At 44.5% G+C, this 22459-nt stretch carries 19 protein-coding genes and 2 rRNA genes; 17 read left to right on the top strand and 4 right to left on the bottom strand.

Annotated features, from left to right (window positions below; translation table 11 throughout):
• Together F3I09_RS12275 and rrf are read left to right on the top strand one after the other, a co-directional pair.
• Positions 1-110 (top strand): 23S ribosomal RNA (locus tag F3I09_RS12275); the annotation flags it as partial.
• A 124-nt stretch (positions 111-234) separates the two neighbouring features.
• Positions 235-346: ribosomal RNA gene (gene rrf, locus F3I09_RS12270) — 5S ribosomal RNA — on the top strand.
• Between the two features lie 71 nt (positions 347-417).
• Here rrf and F3I09_RS12265 read toward each other — a convergent pair.
• From F3I09_RS12265 to F3I09_RS12255, 3 genes are all read right to left on the bottom strand, one after another.
• Positions 418-1233: a hypothetical protein gene (locus F3I09_RS12265; RefSeq protein ID WP_149695314.1), complete on the bottom strand. Its 816-nt coding sequence runs from the start codon at positions 1231-1233 to the stop codon at positions 418-420.
• 29 nt (positions 1234-1262) lie between these two features.
• Positions 1263-2285, bottom strand: a complete 1023-nt coding sequence (locus F3I09_RS12260) for a LacI family DNA-binding transcriptional regulator (RefSeq protein ID WP_149695313.1) — start codon at positions 2283-2285, stop codon at positions 1263-1265.
• A gap of 151 nt (positions 2286-2436) precedes the next feature.
• On the bottom strand, positions 2437-4998 hold the full coding sequence (locus F3I09_RS12255; protein WP_149695312.1) for a zinc-dependent metalloprotease: 2562 nt from the start codon (positions 4996-4998) through the stop codon (positions 2437-2439).
• Positions 4999-5724: 726 nt separating this feature from the next.
• On the opposite strand from F3I09_RS12255, the gene F3I09_RS12250 reads away from it, so the two are divergent.
• The 13 genes from F3I09_RS12250 (at position 5725) to bla (ending at position 18665) form a co-directional block, all read left to right on the top strand.
• Complete coding sequence (locus tag F3I09_RS12250) at positions 5725-6579, top strand: MotA/TolQ/ExbB proton channel family protein (protein ID WP_149695311.1); 855 nt, start codon at positions 5725-5727, stop codon at positions 6577-6579.
• A 71-nt stretch (positions 6580-6650) separates the two neighbouring features.
• A complete protein-coding gene (locus tag F3I09_RS12245; RefSeq protein WP_149695310.1) occupies positions 6651-7295 on the top strand; it encodes a biopolymer transporter ExbD in 645 nt (214 codons plus the stop codon).
• 73 nt (positions 7296-7368) lie between these two features.
• A complete protein-coding gene (locus F3I09_RS12240; protein ID WP_149695309.1) occupies positions 7369-7962 on the top strand; it encodes a biopolymer transporter ExbD in 594 nt (197 codons plus the stop codon).
• Positions 7963-8002: 40 nt separating this feature from the next.
• Positions 8003-8842, top strand: a complete 840-nt coding sequence (locus F3I09_RS12235; protein ID WP_149695308.1) for an energy transducer TonB — start codon at positions 8003-8005, stop codon at positions 8840-8842.
• 98 nt (positions 8843-8940) lie between these two features.
• Positions 8941-10326 carry a tRNA uridine-5-carboxymethylaminomethyl(34) synthesis GTPase MnmE gene (gene mnmE, locus F3I09_RS12230; RefSeq protein ID WP_149695307.1) on the top strand — a complete coding sequence of 462 codons (1386 nt, stop codon included), beginning with the start codon at positions 8941-8943 and terminating at the stop codon, positions 10324-10326.
• 527 nt (positions 10327-10853) lie between these two features.
• Positions 10854-11609, top strand: coding sequence for a LytTR family DNA-binding domain-containing protein (locus tag F3I09_RS12225; protein ID WP_149695306.1), 756 nt, complete (start codon positions 10854-10856; stop codon positions 11607-11609).
• A 163-nt stretch (positions 11610-11772) separates the two neighbouring features.
• Positions 11773-12483 (top strand): c-type cytochrome domain-containing protein, encoded by a 711-nt coding sequence (locus F3I09_RS12220; protein WP_188133778.1) that lies wholly within the window; start codon positions 11773-11775, stop codon positions 12481-12483.
• An 11-nt stretch (positions 12484-12494) separates the two neighbouring features.
• Positions 12495-12878: a hypothetical protein gene (locus F3I09_RS12215; protein ID WP_149695304.1), complete on the top strand. Its 384-nt coding sequence runs from the start codon at positions 12495-12497 to the stop codon at positions 12876-12878.
• A gap of 9 nt (positions 12879-12887) precedes the next feature.
• The gene (locus tag F3I09_RS12210; RefSeq protein WP_149695303.1) at positions 12888-13310 is read left to right on the top strand and encodes a hypothetical protein; all 423 of its coding nucleotides are present in this window, start codon (positions 12888-12890) and stop codon (positions 13308-13310) included.
• Between the two features lie 22 nt (positions 13311-13332).
• Positions 13333-13884, top strand: a complete 552-nt coding sequence (locus tag F3I09_RS12205; RefSeq protein WP_149695302.1) for a YceI family protein — start codon at positions 13333-13335, stop codon at positions 13882-13884.
• Between the two features lie 11 nt (positions 13885-13895).
• Positions 13896-14786, top strand: a complete 891-nt coding sequence (locus tag F3I09_RS12200; protein WP_149695301.1) for a DUF5777 family beta-barrel protein — start codon at positions 13896-13898, stop codon at positions 14784-14786.
• 327 nt (positions 14787-15113) lie between these two features.
• Entirely contained in the window at positions 15114-17759 is a 2646-nt protein-coding gene (locus F3I09_RS12195) for a non-ribosomal peptide synthetase (RefSeq protein ID WP_149695300.1), read from the top strand.
• Positions 17760-17774: 15 nt separating this feature from the next.
• Positions 17775-18665, top strand: a complete 891-nt coding sequence (gene bla / locus F3I09_RS12190; RefSeq protein WP_149695299.1) for a class A beta-lactamase, subclass A2 — start codon at positions 17775-17777, stop codon at positions 18663-18665.
• Here bla and F3I09_RS12185 read toward each other — a convergent pair.
• Positions 18658-21774 carry a lantibiotic dehydratase gene (locus tag F3I09_RS12185; RefSeq protein ID WP_188133777.1) on the bottom strand — a complete coding sequence of 1039 codons (3117 nt, stop codon included), beginning with the start codon at positions 21772-21774 and terminating at the stop codon, positions 18658-18660. The two genes, bla and F3I09_RS12185, sit on opposite strands and share 8 nt — an antisense overlap.
• 239 nt (positions 21775-22013) lie before the next feature.
• Here F3I09_RS12185 and F3I09_RS34035 point away from each other — a divergent pair, with 239 nt between their 5' ends.
• Positions 22014-22172, top strand: coding sequence for a hypothetical protein (locus F3I09_RS34035; protein ID WP_188133776.1), 159 nt, complete (start codon positions 22014-22016; stop codon positions 22170-22172).
• A 38-nt stretch (positions 22173-22210) separates the two neighbouring features.
• Positions 22211-22399 carry a hypothetical protein gene (locus tag F3I09_RS12180; protein WP_149695297.1) on the top strand — a complete coding sequence of 63 codons (189 nt, stop codon included), beginning with the start codon at positions 22211-22213 and terminating at the stop codon, positions 22397-22399.
• Positions 22400-22459 lie beyond the last annotated feature (60 nt).

Below are 22459 nucleotides of genomic sequence, written 5' to 3'. Positions count from 1 at the left end.
GATGAGTTTACTTTTAAGGGCCGTCGGAGACTACGACGTTGATAGGCTACAGGTGTAAGGGTGGTAACATCGAAGCCGAGTAGTACTAATTGCCCGTAAGCTTTAATTTTATTTTTTTGTTAGAACTATTACAACCTTCCCAATATGTATCTTATTGCAAGTCTGGAGTCAGATCAATCGCTGAAATAGTGCTGACTCAAAAGACGAAGATCATTCTACATATAGTAAAGATCTTATGGTGGTTATGCCGAGGGTGTTCACCTCTTCCCATTCCGAACAGAGAAGTTAAGCCCCTCATGGCCGATGGTACTGCACTATCATGCGGGAGAGTAGGTAGCTGCCATATTTATTTGAAAAAGCTCCGAGACATTTGTCCGGAGCTTTTTTATTTTATACCTGTTTTGATATTGCAGGCTGCTATCTTTTTTTCCTGAAATCATCATACCAGTGCGCGATGTTAACCGACACTCCCATGTTCAATGCCACAGGCTGAAAATAATCATCGATATCATATCCTCCATACTTCTCATCGTTTATCAGCAGGGAGAATAGTAACTGCATCTGGAATTTTACATACTTGTATCCCACTCGGAACGTAAATGCGGGCTCATATAAAGGCAGTACTTTATTGCCGATACTCATGTAATTGACTCTTCTTTGTGAATCAACTTCAAAAGCTTTAGGTCCTGCATAAAGACTATTGAACTTTAACAGGGAAATGCGGGATGTGAATGCCGCTTCTATGACAGGATGAGAGAGACCAATACCAGGTTGAATGAAGAACTTGTTGAAATGTGTTCTTAGCAGATAATCATTCACAACTCTGTCTGTACTACTTTCATAAGCATCTGCGAGTGTTTTAAAGCTACCATTTCCATAACCGGCATAGACGTCAAAGACCATTCTTTTCTTCGGATCCAGGGGCTTAAAAAAGCCTACAGCACCCTCTATTACACCTCCTCTGGTATCACTGTCTACAATAACATCTGATCCCTCATTATCGCTGGCGTCGAGAAAGTCATATACATACTGGCCATTGGCCATGATCGCAATATTATTGGTAAGGGCGAAGGCTGCCTGAAAATTACTGGGAGACACACTTCCCTTGAATTCATGTTTCTCTTTTAAAAGTGGTTCATTGACAGTATTGGGAACATAGATATGCTGATTGCACGCGGAGAAGGTGACGACGCCACAACAGGCAAGCATCATCAGGTTGAGATAGTTTCGCATAAAAATATAAGGTTTAGGCAATTTGAATTTTACTGGCTGGATTCCCGTTCTATCAATTCAACAGGAAATACAAAATGTTTAGTGATTTTCATAGTGTCGCCGTAGTTGATCAGCTTCACGATAGTATCTACAGCTTTTTGTCCCATTTCATATCCTGACTGTTCTATGGTCGTAAGGGCAGGTGTGATGATCCTGGATGACTGATCATTTGAATATCCTACTACTTTAATCTCTCCCGGAACAGCGACATGTTGCCGTTTTGCTTCCTGAATAAATGCTACAGCAGAAGTATCATTGGCGGCAAAGAGACCATCAGGCGACTCCTCTTTGGATAGCAGTTCTTTAGATGCAACAGTAGCGGCTTCGGATGTCAGGTTGTGAACATACAGCAGGCGTTCATCAAAAGGCATGTCATATTTCTCCAGTGCAGCCTTATAACCGCGTAGGCGTTGCTGGTAGAGATTACAGGTCAGTGTACCCGAGAAATGTGCGATCCGTTTGCATCCTTGTTTAATAAGATGTTCGGTAGCGAGGAAGCCTCCCCTGAAGTCATCTCCTGTAATGGTATACCCGGGAAAGTCTGCAGGGACACGGTCATAGAAGACAAGCGGTATATTGTTCTTAATAAAAGGAGTGAAGTGTTCATAGGCAGTTGTGAACATGGACGATACTGCCAGTAATCCATCTACACGTAAGGAAAAGAAGATATTTACCAGTTCTTTTTCCATTTCAAGGGTATCATCTGACTGGCCTATCACAATGCTGAAGCCATACCGGTGGGCTTCATGCTGGATTCCACTGATCGCTGTACTTTGAAAATACATGGAAGTACGCGGGACTATCAATCCTATGATATTGGAACGGTTCCTTCGCAGGCTGGATGCGATCCAGTTTGGAACATAGCCCATTTCAGTGGCTGTTTGCCGTACTTTATCCCTGGTTTCCTGGTTAATCAGCTTATTGTTCTGCAATGCTCTCGAAACCGTGGAAGCAGATAAATTAAGCACTCTGGCAATGTCGTAAATGGTGATCTTGGTACTTCGTTCTTTCACATTCTTGAGGTTCAGTATATAAATATAGCGATATATTGAGCAACTTTAATAAGGAGCAACCCCATTATTTTCATCGAGTTAAACATTATTACATAGAAAGGAGGAAGGCCCGGTATTACCGGGCCTTCCTCCTTTCTATGTATCAGTAGCATTATTTAGGCTCAAGTGCTTGTGTGATTCTCTCAATAAGATCTGTAAGATGATAACGGCTTAGCGGATCCTGAACAGCGGCAGCGGCGGCGCGGATATCTGTGCGTAATGATACCAGATGTGCACGTGCAATACTGCTGACGTCAGACTTGGTAGGATCTGCAGGTTGTACACCATACATGATCATCATAGGATTACTGAGCTGGGAATCGCCAGGCGACAGTAGTTGAATGATATGTTGGACGTATGATTTCTGCAGGTTGCGGCGGAAAACGTCAATATTTTTCCGGGTATATATTTCGCTGAAGATGCCTTTTTTCAAATCATTAAGGAATGTGCCTGCCTGATAGCTTTCAGGACCATCATCAGCTTCGTTATTGATTAACTTGGTCAGTGTGGTAGCGCTCAGAATCTTATCCAATACAGGCGTTTGACGGGCGCTGATGACAGCAGTTGCATTATTACCGGTGCGGGAAAGAATATCTTTATTCAGCAGCCATTTAGGTGTTGTAAATACCTGCTCGTTGAGGAACTGTACAGCTTCCAGCTGAATACTCTTAGATACAGCTTCATAAACGCCCCCTTCCTGCTCTACAGTTTTAGGCGTCTCATAGATGCCTCCTATGTTTTTAGCAACATGTCCCAGGTATCGCCCGAACTGGGTGTTCACTTCACGGTAGAGCTCTGTAAGATTCGCATATCCTTCATTATCTTCTTTGGTCCAGGTAAGCAGATTCGGTATAATGCGCTGAAGATTCTTAATGCCATAGACGCCTGCTTTCATAGCATTATCGCCAAGGTCTTCATTCTGTGATCTTGGATCGTCTGGATTCATCTCCGTTCCGAACCAATATTTCTTGTCTTTTAATTTTTCGATAGTCCATTTGTTAAGGGTAGCCTTCTCATCTTCCGGGGTGTTAGCACCGGGGATCAGGCGATACCCCCATTCAATAGCCCATTTGTCGTAGAAATTGATGCGGGGATAGAGATCGCTTCCTGTAATACCATCTTCCGGTTGTGCAACATAGTTGAAGCGGGCATAGTCCATAATAGAGGGTGCGTGTCCATTTTCTTTTACCCATGCTTTATCCCGCAGTTTTTCTACCGGGTAAGCGGAGCTGGAGCCAAAGTTGTGACGCAGGCCCAGCGTATGCCCTACTTCATGGGAAGAGACAAATCTGATGAGGTCTCCCATCAGCTCATCGTCAAACTGCATTTTCCGGGCCTTGGGATCAGTGGGTGCACACTGCACAAAGTACCAGTTGCGTAGCAGGTGCATAACGTTATGATACCAGTTGATATGGCTTTCCATGATCTCTCCGGAACGGGGATCATGAATATGAGGACCGCTTGCGTTAGGAATATCAGAAGGTTTATATACGATAGCTGAGAAGCGGGCGTCTTCAAGGCTCCAGGTAGAATCCTGCTCGCGGGTAGGAGCCACTTTTGCTATGATAGCATTCTTAAAACCTGCTTTCTCGAAAGCTGCCTGCCAGTCATTGACCCCTTGAATAAGGTACGGTACCCATTTCTTAGGAGTTGCCGGGTCAATATAAAAGATAATCGGTTTAACAGGTTCCACCAGTTCTCCCCGTTTATATTTCTCAAGGTCTTCCGGTTTAGGCTCAAGGCGCCAGCGGGTAACCATGGAGAGGCGTTTAACACCCTGGGGATCCAGGTCAAAATCGGTTACAGAGGTGGTAAAGAAACCAACCCGCGGGTCAAAATACCGTGACTGCATGGGCACTGCCGGAAGCAGGATCATGGAAGAGTTGAGTTCCAGCGTAGCGTTTCCTCCTGATACCTGTGCACCTGGTCCTGGCTGTCCGCCCGATTTTGAATAGGTTTTAACGGTTTTGATCTCGGTATTGATGGGATAAGATTTGACATCCACTATATAGGATTTATCCTGTTGTACGGCGCCGAGTTTCAGACCAGTTTTAATACGGGTGTCAAAAAAGAAGATTTCATTATCACCTTGTATATAATCAGTAAGATCGATAACGGAGCTATTACCTTTATCAGATAAGGCCTTAATGTCAAATGCCGCGGCAATGGGTTGTATATTGGAATTCATTACAGCGTTAAACATTGGCTGACTGGAATCTTTCGAGATCTCAGTATAGGAGATGTTTTTCAGAAAGATCCTGTTATTAGGGCCTTTCTCGAAGCGGATAACATTTTCCCCAATTTCATCTCCGCTGTATCCCATCATGGAAGAACGCAGGCCTGCGGCCGATTTGGAGATACGGTTCACCACCAGTATGTCTCTACCCAACAGGGAATCAGCAATTTCAAAAAATACCTTGTCGTCTTGTTTGTAAATATTGAACAGGCCGGAATCTGCTATGGCGGCGGAGGTAATTACCTCTCCGAATTTCTTCGGTGCGGTTTTAGGACTGCTTTTGGCAGGCATAGGCGGACGTACGGTAGAATCTTTAGCTGCGATGGGTTGTTGCTCTGTCTTCTTTCTCCTTTGGGCTGACAGTGGATTGATAGTCAGCATTAATAATAGCGTACCTGCACTTGTAATGGCCATGGTACGGGTAAAGTGTTTGTTCATTTGCTTCTAATAACCAGATTTTAGGCAGGTAGGTGTTGAAAATACACATATTAAGCAGTAACTTATCGGGGAATTCCATGAGCGCTTAAAATGTTACAGGAATGGAGTTGGGGGGAATAGGGGACATATAGGGGTAGGGAGCTGTGTTTTCCGTCTATGAATAAATTTGTTGATATGGTATCTTTTATGCTTATATTACAGAGTGAATGAAATGCTGCAATAGCGCCATTACAAACGTTTTTCACCAATTTAAGATGTTTATCTTCCACGTTAGACAATGTGAAACGGATATGTAAAGAACTGTAATTGTATGGCGTTGGAATGACATGAAAGAGAGCTGAAAGTGACTCAAAGTGTGGATGGTAGCGGGATAGGGGAAAAAAAGACGTCGGAAAATTTCTGTTGGAACATTTAAAAAATTTCTTAAATTGTGCGTCCAACTTTGAAAAAAATCAATAAATTTCAGGTTCCAAGGATAGTAATCATAAGGGGCGTTACCCAATATTTGATATAGGTTGTATTTGAAAATTAAAGTGTATGCTCAATAAAACAGGAGATGGTAAGGCCGGCTGCTGGCGGCCTTCGGTGAGAGCGTTAAATTTTGTGAGATTTTGAGAGCTGCACTTGTTTTTTTGGGTCAACCGTATAACTTTGCGAATCACGTATTTATATTGCAGAAATAACAAAAAACAATAGTTTAATCTTTAACACTAAAATTCAATCAACATGGCTGAGACTAAAACAACTGTGACTGCAGGTTCTGCCAAAGCAACTTCTCATCAAGCTAAAAAGTCATCCAATGTATTCGCATTGCTGGCCGTACCTATCTGTATAGTTATAGGTGTTCTCTTTTACCTGTTCGTACTGGGTAGTCCAGATAACTTCCAGGGTGGTATTGTAGGCGCGCATCCAGTTGAAGAAGGTATCGGAAAATGGTTCGCAACAGTTTATCAGGGTGGTGCTATTGTACCTATTCTTATTTCTGTATTATTGATCTGTATTACTTTCGTAATTGAGCGTTTCCTTTATATCAGCAAAGCTAAAGGTAAGTTCAGCGGTGCTGACCTGGTAAGAAGGGTTCAGTTCCACCTGGCTAACAAAAACGTAGACGCAGCGCTGGCTGAGTGCGACAAACAGAAAGGTTCTGTAGGTAATGTAATGAAAGCTGGTCTGAAGAAGTACAAAGAAATGATCACTAACACTGAGCTGGATACTGAACAGAAGATCCTGACTATCAAGAACGAGATCGAAGAAACAACTGCACTGGAACTGCCTATGATGGAAAAGAACCTGGTGTTCCTGTCCACTATCGCTTCAGTAGCAACCCTGTTAGGTCTGTTCGGTACAGTATTGGGTATGATCAAATCCTTCTCCGCGATGTCTGCTTCTGGTGCTCCAGATTCATCTAAACTGGCGTTAGGTATCTCCGAAGCGTTGATCAACACCGCTCTGGGTATCGGTACTTCCGCTATCGCGATCATCATGTATAACTTCTTTACTACCAATATCGATAGCATCACTTATGCAATCGACGAGTCTGGTTTTACTTTAACTCAGAGCTTCGCTGCAAACCACAAATAATTTTTTAATTATTTGTATGGAAAACTAGCAGTTTTGAATCTATATAAAGTAAACCTAAAAAAGGAGTAAAGATGCCTAAAGTTAAAATGCCCAGGAAGAGCACGCTGGTTGACATGACCGCGATGTGTGACGTGGCTTTCTTGCTGCTCACGTTCTTCATGCTGGCTACTAAATTTAAACCGGACGAGCCGGTGACTGTGGTAACTCCGTCTTCCATCAATACTAAACTGCTGCCGGATTCTGATGTGATCATGCTGACAGTGGATAAAGACGGTAGGGTATTCTTCAGTATGGACGGTCAGCCTAAAAGGCAGAAACTGATTCAGGATCTGAACGAACAGTACAAGCTTGGACTGAGTGACAAAGAAATGAACAACTTTATCATTGGCGCCAGCGTAGGAACTGAAATCAAAAACCTGAAGTCTTATCTCTCCATGAAACCGGAAGAGCGTAAGAAAGCTGGTCTGGAAGTAGGTATTCCAACTGACTCTGCCAATAATGAAGTTGCAGTATGGATCGAGTATGCAAGATCTGCACAGGGCGGAAACCCAAGACTGCAGTACTGCGTAAAGGCCGATAACCAAACTCCTTATCCTAAGATAAAGGACATCCTGGACACCTTCAAAGAAAAGAAGATCCAGAAGCTGAACCTGGTTACAAATCTGGAGGCACCTCCACCAGGAACAGCAGCAGCTTTAGCCCGTGATGAGGAATAAAGCACTTTAAAAGTAAACAGCAGGCAGTGCTGCGGTGCTGAGTTGCTATTGAAAACTTAAAAAAAGAGCTACTATGGCAGAAATGGATACCAGTAGTAGTGGTGGTAAAGGCAAACACCAGGGTACGAAATCAAAGAAGCAGTCTACACGTGTAGACATGACTCCGATGGTGGATCTTGGCTTTCTGCTGATTACTTTCTTCATGTTGACTACAACCATGAGCAAGCCCAAGACAATGGACCTGATCATGCCGAAGGATACTAAGGATGAAAAAGAGCAGAACAAAGTAAAAGAAAGTACTGCCCTCACTATACTGCTTGGAAAAAAAGACCGGGTATATTATTACGAAGGTTTGGCGCAAGACCCGAATGCATCAGCCAATCCTGATTTCTTCAAGGCGACCACCTTTGCCAATAAAGGGGGTATCAGAGACGTAATTATTAAAAAGCGGGATGAGGTTGCTAAAGCGAGAAATGCAAAAGGGGAACCTGAAGATGTGGTTGTGATCATTAAAGCTGATGATGACGCTACATACAAGGATTTCGTTGACATTCTGGACGAAATGGCTATTAACCGTATTCAACGTTACGCAACAGTTGACATCAGTGACCAGGATAAAACCTGGATCCGTCAGACTGAGGCAGCTAACGCTGGAGGCTCCAAGTAATTGACAATTAACTTTTGCATCCATCCTTAAAATTTAAACAATGGATACCGCTAAAATCTTAAAGTCCGATTTTCTGGATATCCTGTTTGAGAACAGGAATAAAGAATATGGGGCTTATGATCTCAGACGACAGTACGACAAAAGGGTACGCAACGCCATAATAGGTAGTGCTGCGCTGATGTTGATTGTTATCGGGGGTTATGCAATTAATAACTACATACTCAAGATTGAAAGGGAAAACCCTAACAAAGCGCCTGTGATAGAGCAGATCAAGATGGAGGACGTGAAGTTGCCGGACGATCCGAAAACACCACCTCCACCTCCACCTCCGCCTGCTCCGCCACCTCCGGTGAAGCCTTCTGTACAATTCACTCCTCCTGTGATTAAGAAGGATGAAGAAGTACCAGAAGATGAGGTTCCGCCAAAAATCAAGGAAATTGAAAATAAGGCGATCAGTACTAAAACTGTAGAAGGGGATCCTAACGGTATTGACCCAGGATTGCTGGAAGATAGTAAAGGTACCGGTGTGGTAGAGGCTCCACCTCCTCCTCCAAAAGAAGAGATCTTTACATTCGTAGAACAGCCGCCTACCTTCCCTGGTGGTGAGGAAGCGCTGGCTAAGTTCCTGAGCAAAAACATCCACTATCCTCGCGTTGCGCAGGAAAATGCGATCTCAGGTACTGTGTTTGTACAGTTCGTAGTAGATTCTGAAGGTAACATCAAAGATGTAAAAACTGTAGGCGCTGCGAAAGGTGGCGGTCTGGAAGAAGAAGCAATCCGTGTGGTAAAAATAATGCCTAAATGGAAAGCTGGTAAACAGAACGGCCGTCAGGTGTCTGTACAGTTCAACCTGCCAATCCGCTTTACTTTACAAGAGTAGCAGATCTAAGGATATTTTCTTAAATCCCAGTACCGGTATAGCCGGGACTGGGATTTTTTATTTATTGGGTATATTGCTGCCTGAATTTGAATAATGTTATGCTAGGGAATAATCTTACAGGATACGATGATACTATTGTAGCGCTGGCTACAGCACCAGGAATAGGAGCAATTGCGGTAATCCGCCTCAACGGGACAAAAGCTATCGACATCTGTAATAAATTATTCCCGGCAAAAGACCTGCATCAACAGCCTGGCCACACCCTTCATTTCGGGCCTATTGTGGAAAGCGGTCGCACTATTGATGAAGTCGTGGTAAGTCTTTACAAAGCTCCCCGTTCCTATACCGGGGAAGATATCGTGGAAATATCCTGCCATGGTTCCCCCTATATCCAACAGCAGATCATTGATGCCTGCATTCATGCCGGCGCCAGAATGGCCAAAGCCGGAGAGTACACTATGCGGGCATTCCTCAATGGTAAACTGGACCTTACTCAGGCAGAGTCAGTCGCAGACCTCATCGCCAGCAACTCTGCCGCCAGCCATCAGACTGCTATGCAGCAGATGCGAGGCGGTTTTTCAAAGGAATTATATGCCCTCAGAGAGCAGCTGATCAGCTTTTCGGCACTAATAGAGCTGGAACTGGACTTTAGCCAGGAAGATGTCGAGTTTGCCGACCGTACCCAGTTGTACCGTTTGATCAATGAAGCGACGGAGGTAGTAAAACACCTGGTGGATTCCTTCCGTATGGGCAACGTGATCAAGAATGGCGTCAATACCGCTATTGTGGGCAAGCCCAATGCCGGTAAGTCTACTTTGCTGAATACCCTCCTGAATGAAAACAGGGCTATCGTTAGTGATATTGCCGGTACAACTCGTGACACCATCGAGGAAGTACTGAACATACAGGGAGTGCTGTTCCGTCTTATTGATACCGCAGGTATCCGTGAAAGCACAGATGTGATTGAAAGTATTGGCGTACAGAAGACGATGGAGAAGATCAGGGAGGCTGGGGTTGTGTTGTACCTGTTTGATGTAAATGAGACCTCACTGACCGATCTCCAGGTACAGGTGGCCACATTCGAACAGGAAGGCGTCAATTATCTGCTGATCGGTAATAAGACAGACATTGCAGGGCTACCTGTCATAGAGGCGAAATTTGCCGGCATAGAGGGCATTCTGTTCATTTCTGCCAGGCAACATGAACATATCCAGGAATTGAAAGACCGCCTGGTGCAGAAAGTAATGAGCGGCGATATCAATACCGAAGATACCATTGTAACAAATGCCCGTCATTATGCCGCTTTACAGGAAGTACTGAAAGCCCTGCAGGATGTGAGATTCGGGTTAGATAGTCAGTTGCCCGGAGATCTGCTGGCGCTTGATATCAGGAGGTGTCTTCACTATCTCGGAGAAATTACAGGCCAGATCACGAATGAAGATCAGCTGGATTTTATTTTTAGCAAGTTCTGTATCGGTAAGTAAAAATCAAAGTATCAGTAAGTATTACCATGAGTTCCAACTACGGTTACCTATAACAGGCATACGGTTAGTCTAGGGGAAGGGCTTCTCTTGCTTGCAGGCGTGTTCCTCCTTTATGGTTATCAGCAACCAACGAATAACTACACGATCTTTAATACTGCCCTGTATCCTGATTTTGAATACAATATCGCTGGGAACTAGTTAGTTTAAACAGGGAGTGTGCCAGCATGCGCTTAGCAACTACGCGAATTATCTCGGCGTAGACCTGCCAGCGTCACTGGCGCGGAAGGCTGGTTTACACCGTCTTTTTCTTTGCGTTAATAACAACTGCTTTAATCAGACCTGGCGTGGACACATTATGCCGTGACATAATATTCGGGTGGCCGACAGCCACCTGGTTGATCATTATCACGGAAAATTATAACCTCCGTCATTATATCATAAACATTTTGCAGGTATATTTAATAAGCTTTTGAAACAAGATGCCGGATCTGTAAACCGCCGGTTGAAGGCAAGTCAAAGGTTAACGTATGCGGACTCTGATTATTGAAAATGATACGGAAGCGTTTCAGCAGTTGAAGACGCTATTGGAAGAACTTGCGCCCGAGCAAAAGATAGCAGGTCATTGCTCCAGTATTAAGGATACAATGCAATGGCTGCAACATAATGCGGCGCCGGATCTTATATTCTCCGTAGTGCAGCTTCCCGATGGCCTGAGTTTTGAAATCTTTAAAAAACTTGAAAACAGGGTTCCTGTTATTTTTACCTGTAAATATGACAAACATGCAATAGCGGCCTTTAAGGCCAACGGCATTTATTACATCGTGAAACCAGTAAAAAAAAGCGAACTACGGGAAGCGCTTAAAAGGTATGACATCTGTTTCGCCCGTGGACGCGGACACTATAAAACCAATCTGCCATCGGTGCAGATGCCATCCCGCTACCAGGAGAGATTTATGGTCTCTGTCGGTGCACAAATGAAATTGCTGAAGACTGAAGATATAGCATATTTCTACACAGAAAACAAAGTGGTCTATCTTGTTACTTTCGACGGGATGAAATATGCGGTGGACTATACCCTTGAGCAGTTGTATCTGCTGCTGGACCTTCATTTTTTCTTTCGTATTAACAGGCAATTTATTATAAACATATCTGCAATTGTACAAATGGCTCCTGCCAGTAAATCAAGGCTGAAACTAACCCTCCGGCCAGCAACCGACCGTAATACCATTACGAGTTTCGAACGTACCGAAAATTTTCGTAAATGGGTATTGGGCGGGTACTGAACGCTGTTGAAAAACGCTTTATTACTATTCGGCCTCATATTATTGCTACCCGGAAATGATTTTCTACCGTTGGGTAACTAAGGGCGATCCTAAGGAAATATCTTCTTCAAAAAACAGTTTAATTGGTAACACCGGCTCTTCTGTTCCATTAAAACCGTTAATAGTGAAATTTACCTTAGTAACACTGATTGCAGCAATCATTTTGTGGGGCATTGCCTGTAAGCATGAGGTCCCCCTTCAGCCCAACACTCCAGATACCGGGGGGGCTGGCAATACGGATTCTTTCCTGGCCATCGGCACTTGCAGGCCTGACACTGTATATTTTTCAAACACAATCCAGCCGATGCTCAGCACTGGTTGCGCGCTTAGCGGATGTCATGACAAGGTTACTCATCAGGAGGAGCTGGTTCTCAGCAACTATGACGGTATTATGCGTATAGTGACATCGAACAATGCTACAGAAAGTAAACTTTATAAAGTAATAACCGCCGGCAATGAAGATATCATGCCACCGGCACCCCATACACCGTTCTCATCTGCGATGATAGCATCTATCCGGAAATGGATTGACCAGGGAGCGCAGAATAATCAATGTATAAGCGCATGTGATACATCTATATTTACTTACTCACGTGCCGTGGCTCCCATCATCAGCGTTAACTGTAAAGGATGTCACAATCCCACATCGTTAGGCGGTGGTGTTGATTTAAGTAACTATAACGGGGTGAAAGTAGTTGCATTGAACGGCAGGTTAGCAGGCAGCATTAATCACGTTTCCGGTTATGTAGCCATGCCACAGGGAGGCAATAAATTGCCGGCCTGTCAAATAAAACAGATTGAGAAATGGGTCCAGTCCGGTGCAACGAACAACTAATTAACTGAAACATGAAGATTATACAGACAAACAAAGGCCATTTATTACAAGTACTGTCCATCATTATGTTGCTAAATATGTTTGTTGCAGGATGTTACTACGATAATGAAGAGCAGCTTTACCCGAGTAATACCACTGACTGCAGCAAAGTGTCCGGTACATTCACAAATGTTAAATCCCTGGTAGCTGGAAAATGTGCTACAGCCGGTTGTCATAATGCTGCGGGGGCAGCTGGGAACACCATTTTGGAAACATATGACCAGATCAGGTCCAGTGCATCCCGGATCAATCAACGGGTAATCATCGAAAAGACTATGCCACCCACAGCTCCGCTTTCAGCAGCCGAAATTGCTTTATTGAAATGCTGGATTAGTTCCGGTACACCTAATAATTGAATAAGACTTATGCAAATGTGGAAAAAGATCATAACTGGCTTTTTAATACTGGCAATTGCAGGAGGGGGATACGGGTGGCACCTGTATAACAGAAAACCTGCTGACAGCAGGAAGCAAACTGGCTGCATTGAACTCAATGCAGCAGCCCTGGCCGAAGCCTTCAATCAGGATGAAATGGCGGCCAACTCGTTATATGTCGACAAGGTATTGATCATTTCCGGGAAAGTGTCTAATGTACAGGTGGACAATGCCGGACATGCAACTGTCTTCCTGGAAACCGGTGACCCTCTGTCTTCCATTACTTGCGGTTTTTATGATGATGAAGCTGGCTCCGTGAAAAAAATAATTCCGGGAGCAACGGTACGTGTTAAAGGTAACTGTACCGGAAAATTGGCAGACATTATCTTAAACAAATGTAGCCTCGCTGACTAGCATATTTCCAAAATCCAATGACATGAAACGGTATATTTTGCTGAGCGCAATGCTCCTTTTAACAGCCACTGTCTTCTCTCAGGAAAGGTTTTTTACAAAGAACGGTCATATTTCCTTCGAGGCGGGTACAGACCTGGAAGACATCAAGGCTGTAAATAATGGCGCTAGTAGTGTATTTGATACCAGTACTGGTCAAATTGAATGTGCAGTTCTGATAAAGGGGTTTGAATTCAGAAGAGCCCTGATGCAGGAACATTTTAACGAAAATTACATGGAAAGTGACAAATACCCGAAAGCTATTTTTAAAGGGAAAATTATCAACATTGATAAAGTAAACTTCCGGCAGGATGGTACGTATCCTCTTAAAATAAAAGGCCTCCTTGAAATGCACGGTACAAAGAAAGAAATAGAAACCAACGGAATATTGAATATTGCCGGTGAGGTGGTGAATGCTCACACTGAATTCACCGTTTTAATCTCTGATTATAACATCTCTATCCCCGGGCTGGTGAAAGACAAAATTTCCAAAACTGCGACCGTTAAAATAGAGTGTATCTACAACGCATTGAAGTAAAATTGCAAGGAATGAAAAAGTTAATATTCGGGCTTTTATTGCTATCCCTAATATCAGACAAATTACTGGCGCAAGACAATCTCCTTTCGCTCATTGAGAAAGATAGCATAGGACAGAAGGAACACGTTAAAAATGCATTCAAGTCAACAAGAGTAATTAACGGGCATTCCATGGAGTTGCTTGCCAGAGGCGTTCTTGATGTACGTATTCTTCACCGTTTCGGAGAGGTGAGTTCCGGAGCTAATAATCTGTTTGGCCTTGATCAGGCTAACATGCGTTTTGGGTTCGACTATGGCATCCTTAACAGCCTTACTGTCGGCATTGGAAGAAGTAATGTTGGCAAGGAATGGGACGGATTCCTGAAGTTTCGTCCCATATGGCAATCTAAAGGCCCCGGGGCTTTCCCATTGTCCGTCATTTTAATAAGCGGAATAACGTTAAGCACGCAACCCTGGAATGATACCGCACGAAAAAACTATTTCAGCAGTCGCATGGGATTTTATAACGAGATCATCATCGGGCGGAAATTCAGCGAAAGATTTAGTTTTCAGCTTTCTCCCATATTTGTGCACCGGAACGTAGTTCCCCTGGCAACCGATAAAAATGACGTTTATGCTTTGGGTATAGGCACAAGGCTGAAATTATCAAAACGGATGGCTTTTGTTGCAGACTATCATTATATTATTCAGGGGCTGGATAAGACAATCTATAAAGATCCCTTATCCCTGGGCTTTGATATTGAAACCGGCGGCCACGTATTTCAACTCCACTTTTCAAATTCTACCGGTATGAACGAAAAATCCTTTATCACTGGTACTACGGGAAGCTGGGCTAAAGGTGAGATCCGATTTGGCTTCAATTTGTCCAGGGTATTCACCATCAGCAACCCGAAGAAACTTTAAGGTGACAACAACTCCTTGACATTCCCCATAACTTTGCCGACGCCGAAGATGCGCTTGTAATTATACTGCCTTTCTCATGTTATTCCTGTCTTGGATGCTGTATTTTTATATTGTTATTGAGTGTGCAAAATTATCACGGCGGACAGAGCCCTTTTCATATATTGATTGATTATTTATACTCTTGGAGGGTATCTGCCTGTTGGCCTCACATTGATTGGTTATTGCTGCAACAGCATCGGATAGAGATATGTTTTTTTCAACATGTTGAACCAATTCTGTTTTTCCTTGTTTGAAGAATATAATCAGTACTATATCATCTGAAGGCCTATGTGGGACAGACAAGAGAAAATTGAACGGGACCCCATACTCATATCGGACGACCATCGCAATTCAAATCCACTGGAATTACGTTCTTTAACAGAACTCATCCATGAAAAAGCGTCACTGTACCCCGATAAAGTTGCGTTACGCTTCAGGGATCGCGTATTAACTTATCATAAATTAAATAATTCCATCAACCAATTTACAAGGCTGTTGGTGGATTACGGCATCAAACACGGATGTATCGTAGGCTTGGCTCTAGACCGTTCTCCGGAGATGGTCATTGTCATGTTGGCTATTGTTAAATCGGGCGCTGCTTATGTCCCGCTTGATCCCGAATATCCCCAGGCGCGGATCGACTTCATGCTTGAAGACACCGGAGCGGGTTTTCTGATCACGGAAGAAAAATATAGCAGCTGGTTTAAGTATACCGGCAAGATGATTTTGATGGAAGACCTGCTCAGGCAGGTAATACAATATTCCACTATTTCCCCGGAGATACACATCAACATGGACAATCTGGTTTACGTGTTATTCACTTCCGGATCAACAGGTAAACCGAAAGGTGCACAGATCACACAGCGGGGATTAGTGAATTTCCTTGTAGAAATGCAATATGAACCCGGTCTTGACGAAAATGACCGTGTGCTGGCGCTTACTACTATTTCTTTTGATATTTCGGGCCTGGAGTTATATCTGCCGCTGATCACCGGGGCAGAGATCATTCTGACCGATGCACAAACCTCGAAGGATACACGGTTACTGATGGACATTGTTAAAAAAGAGGAAGTGACAGTCATGCAGGCTACACCAGCTACCTGGAGGATGATGCTCGAGTCATGGGATGAGAGACTGCCGATAAAAGTATTGATCGGTGGGGAAGCATTGTCAAAGCGGCTGGCGGAAAGATTACTGGAAAAATGCGACTCTTTATGGAATATGTATGGCCCAACTGAAACCACTGTATGGGCAACATACAAGCGGATATATGGCGATGATGAGATCATTACTGTTGGACGCCCTATATGTAACATGTATGTCTATATTCTGGATACCTATTTAAGACCCGTACCTGACGGGACAGTAGGTGAGATCTTTATGGGAGGCGTTGGAGTAGGGAAGGGTTACCTGAACAGACCTCAATTGACAGCAGAGCTCTTCATGGACGACCCCTTCTCCGATATTCCCGGCGCCCGGATGTATAAAACCGGAGACCTGGGCCGGATCGTTAATGGAGGAGAGATCCAATGTCTGGGCAGGATAGACCACCAGGTAAAGGTCAGGGGGTACCGGATTGAATTGGGAGAGATCGAACATACTCTCAGCAAACAGAAAGGGGTAAAGGACGTCGTGGTCCTACCCAAAGACGAGCGCCTCGTAGCCTATGTAGTCTTGGAAAAAGACCAGCCTGCACGGTTCGCCCAATGGCAGCGTGCATTGAGAACAACCCTGCCTGAATACATGATACCCAGCAACTTTGTGACATTGCCCGGCTTTCCCTTGTCGCCTAATGGTAAGGTAGACAGGAATGCATTGGAAGCGAAAAGACAGGAAATGGAAAAGGCTAACAGGGTATATATCGCTCCCCGCACTGAACAGGAAACGCTGATCGCCGACTTATGGAGTGAGCTCCTGGAGATAGAAGAGGTTGGTATCAGGGATGATTTCTTTGAACTGGGTGGTACTTCTATCGTTGCTATGCAGGTCATGGCCCGCCTGGAAAGAGAAACCGGAAAACGCCTGCCGCTGGCCGGATTGTTTACAGCCAACACTGTGGAAAAGCTGGCAAGGCAACTCGAACTCGACGACCTCGCCATTTCCTGGGATCTGTTAGTTCCTGTAAAACCTACAGGTAACAAGCCGCCGATCTTTATTGTCAACGGGCTTGATATGAATGTACTCCTGTTCAATAACATTGCCCGCAATGTAGATCCCGACCAGCCTGTATATGGTTTTCAGTCGAAAGGGCTAAATGGGATAGATGAACCTTTTGAGACGCTTGAAGATATGGCAGCAGAATATATTGCAGCATTACTTCAAAAAGGCTTTGGTGATTCATACGCCCTGGCAGGGTATTCATATGGAGGGATTGTGGCCTTCGAAATGGCCAGGCAACTACAAGCCATGGGCAAGCAGGTGAAAATGCTGGCAATGTTTGATACCTATGCCTACAACAGGGGGCATTTTGAAACCGGATTGCCCAGGTATATCAGGAAGATAAAACGCCAATTCCCCAAATTACTGTTTGTGACCAGCTCCCTGGTGCGGCAGCCAATGGAAACCATTCGCTACCAACAGTCTTTTTTCCAGCGAAAATATAATGAGTTCGCTGTATATATGGGAATGCAGAGCCCTCCATCGTTGGATAGCGCTGAAGACAAGATCAACAAAAAATATGAAGCTGCCTACCGCAAGTACCATATGCAACCTTCTGACGCCTGTATAATTGACCTGTTCCGGGTTGATACACGCCTGTATTTCCTCGATGACCCTATCTATCTGGGATGGAAGCCATATGCCCTGAAAGGCCTTATTGTACACAATGTAAAAGGAAACCACAAGACATTCCTGATGCCTCCCAATGATAAAGATTTTGCTATCTTGCTGCAGCAATTGCTTGACAAGCGCATGAAATCGGAAGCCGATATTTAAAGCACTATAACCCAAATGAAGAATTGTATTTTATCCGGCAGTATAATACTGCCTTTTTTATTGCTTACCCTTCAAAGCAATGCACAGAAGAAAGCTGACAGAAAAAAGATCCAGGAGATAGCACAGACTGCCCATGGTCATGTGGGAATGGCAATGATGTCGCTGGAAGACGGTGATACCATTACCCTGAATGGGAAGGACCGTTTCCCGATGCAGAGTGTCTTCAAACTTCCCCTGGCAATAGCGGTACTCGACCAGGTAGATAAGGGAAAGTTTGCCCTCGACCAGGTCATCCACATTCGTAAGGAAGACCTGTTGCCTAAAATGTGGAGCCCTATGCGTGAGAAATTCCCGGAAGGTACTGATATGAAGCTGAGCGATATCCTGGCATACACAGTATCCCAGAGTGATAACAGTGGCTGCGATTTATTATTCCGCCTGGTGGGAGGTACCACTTATGTGGAGGAGTATATTCACAGCCTTGGAGTAGACAGTATTGCGATCAGGGCAACGGAAGAACAGGCCGCCAAAGCATGGGAAGTGCAGTATACCAACTGGTCGTCACCTGTTGCCATGTTACAGCTCTTGAAAGGCGTTCATACTGGTAAGTATTTATCGAAGTCCAGCAACGACTTTCTGCTGAAGATCATGAAAGAGACTACCACAGGCCCGGGAAGAATGAGAGGACTACTCCCAAAAGAGGCTGTGGTAGCGCATAAAACAGGTACTTCCGATACCAATACGGACGGGGTTACCGCGGCTACAAATGACGTGGGTATTGTAACTTTACCTAACGGGAAGCACTATGCCATTGCCGTTTTTGTTAGTGATACGAAAGCAAATACAGCTACCCGTGAGGCTGTCATTGCACAGCTGACCCGCTTGTTCTGGGATGATGCTAAATAAGCTGTTTCTTTTGCATAGCCAGCCTGGACTCGTAATATTTATTCATGAAATGATAAATGACAAGTTCCTGTTTCCTTTGGTTGGATAATAACATCCTGTTAAGGAACATGTGAATATAACTGCCTATAAGGTTGTCCCATCTCTCAACAGGTGCATCCTGGATTGCCTGTCGGATGTGGGATGATCTTATTGCCAGCAATGCAGTAGCATCCCCTATTTCATTGTTCGTATCCTGTTCCGGATCCAGGAAACTGCTGATCTGGCGCATATACTTGCGGTAACTGCTGTTTAACTGGGTCTGTAATGTCTGCCCACCGCCAAATTCCTGGAAGAAGTGATATTGTAGTCTCTTCAGAAAAGCAGATTTCTCTGGCAGTGAATAACCGAAATCCTGTAATAACATTTCTACTCCCCGTATGGCTATCAGCCACCTGTAATTTTCACCTTCTTCCCCTTCCAGCAGATCAATACATCCCAATACAGCCTCGCTGTCATGATAGAAAATACGTTCGCTCAGTTCCATTGTGCCGGCTCCATACCGTTCCACCTCCCGGATATAGGTATCCGTCTGTATCTTATGAATAAGCCCGGGATCTATTTCACTGGAGATAATACCATAGAGTTGAGCGAGCACGGTCTTCCAGAAGTCTTTGTCAGTTGCATGGTGGAAGCGTACCCTGATATGATCATCGGGATCAGTATAGCGGATAAAGAACCATTTATCTATAACACCTTTTGCGCTGAGATCTTCTATAAGTGGTTTGATCACCGTTTTCAGGATCTTTTCCGTTGTATTGATGCCCGCATATATTTTTACGTATAGCCACTCACTACCTGGAGGGAAATGCCGTTGCGGGAGTGAATACACAGTTGCCTGCACTGCAGCTTTAGCCTGTTTGTCCGCGTTCCTTTTAAAAGGAATAATCAATTCATTCGTGAACTGTCCTCCTGGTCCTTTAATCCAGCAATGCCCGGGCGTCTGTAATATTTCCTGTAAAGTGATTTCTTCTTTCTTCAGCAATGTAGTAACCAGTAAATGAACACAAGACTCATTATCCAGGTCAATAAACAGCTCGTTATCCCGCTCGGCAATAGATAGGTACCTGGGCAAACGTAATGCCTGTCTGATGTCCTGGAATATCTTGAAATGTTCGTCCACACCGCCATGTTTTACCAATAACGGATAATCTTTCTTATGTAAGCTCCATGTACATTTCTGCAGGATAAACTTTTTATACCGTACCCTTGGCAGGAAGGGGGCTGTAATAGGAAGATTCCATTGCCAGCCGGTGGCATGATGCAGTTGCTGAAACTGCAGATCACACAGAAACTTATACATAGGCAAGCTACCCATACTGAAGTTATGGGCAGTGCTCAGGCGGGGCATCACCCGTTTGTTGAACTTGCGTGATCGCAGCACTACTGCATTGTTTTCCACTCTTACCATCAGGTCAGTTACCGGTATTTGACGATCTGCTGCAACGCTGCCATTGCCGAGGTATACAATTTCGTAGTCCCTTAACTGTGGCCGCAACAGGATATTTCCGGTTCTTGCTTCCGGCAGGTGAATGATCTCTGCATAGATCACATCCGGGTTGTATTGTGCTTCTTCCGCAAGACACTCCTGCACCTTTTCTTTCAGCAGCTCATCGCCATGACAGAACCTCCCCAGCAGATTGGCGGCAGAAGGTCCTCCGCAGGAACTAAAGTCAAACAGGTAGTCCCCATTGTCTGCCGCCTCTGCACTTTCGCTGACAATACTTCCCATGACGTAAAAGCTATCCGGAATGGGAGCGTCATCAGCATTGGAAAGAGTCTCTATATCAGCATCTGTTAATGTTATTTCCATCTGCTGCTGTTGCAGGCAGTCCATATACCGTTTCAGCTGGAATTGCCGCATATTATTCCATGAGATGGTATCCGGCCCGCTATTGTTTTTTATAACAATATCGTCCAGTAAGGGGGCATAGGCTGAATAATGACTGGTATAAGCGCCATAACCGATACCGGTTTCTGTATCCAGTGCAATGGCCAGTGGTATTTCCTGCTCCTCATACCGCTCCCGGAAACTTTTAATGAAGTTTTGCAGATCCCCGGTCCGGTCCGGCGCCGGCAGTTTCCATAAGGCGGCCACCTGTTCCTGTATCTCTGTAATAACCTGCTGGCCGATAGTGTTGGTGGATGTGGACAGAAAAAGGTCCGTCTGTACCAGGTCTTTATTGTTGGTATCCGGTAGTAATTGTTTGACAAGCGCATGCGTTTGCAGATATTTGTCAATGCCGGTGGAAGGCATGCCGAGCAACTGTTGAATAGTTGCCAATGTATCATGAATGCCTTCCGTATGTTGCAGCGCTTTTAGTTTCCTGGCCAGTATATGAAAGAATTCTTCGCCTGTGATAGTTGGTTCCAGTTCACTGATGAGCAGCTGGCTTTCTATCAGTTCCTGTATGAATTCCCGGGCTTCCTCAGGGGAGATTTCTTCACTGGCAAGATATACACAGAGCTCCTCGATAGTAGCTCCGGTAGCTGCCTTTTCCAGCACCTTTTCCAGGTATGTAGAGTAGTTGACAGCAGTAAGATCATATTGCCGGAATTTGTTTTTAATGGTGAATGCCGCATACCTGTAATTATCTCCCGTCCTGTAAACAGAGTTATTCGGGAAATAATGCAGCTGTTCCTGTACTGCCGGTATCAGGGCGATCTTTTCCGCCAGTTCGGCTACATAGTTCATGTCCAGCCGGCAGTATTTCCGGTGCTTTTGGCGTTCGTCCAGGTGGACAGCTGTAGATATATCGAAAGCGCCCGTTGCACAGCCGGCAAACAGGCCATATGGCGTACAGCGGGTGCTCATGCGGAGCAGATATCTAAGCAGGGATAATACCAGTTTATTGACATCCTTTTCTCCCGTCAGCTGCCCCTGTTGCCATTTCCGTAACTCATTGCTCAGTTCCGGTGAGGCAATATAGATGGCCTCCGCCAGATAAGGGTCTGTAAATGTCTGCTTAATCTCGTCGGCCAGTGCGGCGTAAGGAAGCTGTAAGAAGCGGGTTAAAAAATCTACCGGCAGCAGTGGAGACCTGAGCAGGTAAAAGCCTTTATTGGTTATCATAGTCGTGTGAATACAGATAAAAAGATAACCCTTATCCACACATTCCAGGCCCCCCTTAAAAGGTGATATTTCATCTACTGGAAAAAAAGAACAGAAAATCCCCCTTTCCAGTGATGAGGTGAAGCAGGCTTTATCCTTATCTTTAAACATAATGAAAACCGTGCCCACATTCCCACTTTAAAAACCTGACCGCTAAAGGAGAACATTCATTTCTTAATATTTAAAACCACTTGTTAACTATGAAAAAAGCGTCAAGCAGGAAGCTTACTCTTGGCAAGATCAAGATTGCCAAACTGAGCACCACAAAACAGGAAGTTGCAAACCAGCAGGCTAATGCTCCTACTTATACAGGTTGCAGTCTGTTCAAATGTCCTCCTCCTCAGGATGGCAGAAACTAAGTACAGCAGTTTATTCAAAATCTAAAACCTCATTTCTTATGAAAAAGAAAACAGAAAAGAAACTGGACCTTGGAAAGATCAGGATCGCAAGTTTAAACCGTGCAAAACAGGATATGAACAACGGTTTAGTAGCAGCGCCAACTACTACTATTCTTTCCTTTAAAATTTGTACGGACGATATCAGCCAGGGTGCGCCTATTTGCAGCGTGGACTCTTGCCGATTCTAAATTCATCATGGTGCGGCATAGCTGTGGTTGTTGGCCGCACCATGATTTTTGTACCAGATG

Origin of the sequence: Chitinophaga sp. CF418 (genome assembly GCF_900142925.1) — a bacterium.
GTDB lineage: Bacteria > Bacteroidota > Bacteroidia > Chitinophagales > Chitinophagaceae > Chitinophaga.
This window is presented reverse-complemented; position numbering and strand designations above follow the sequence as displayed.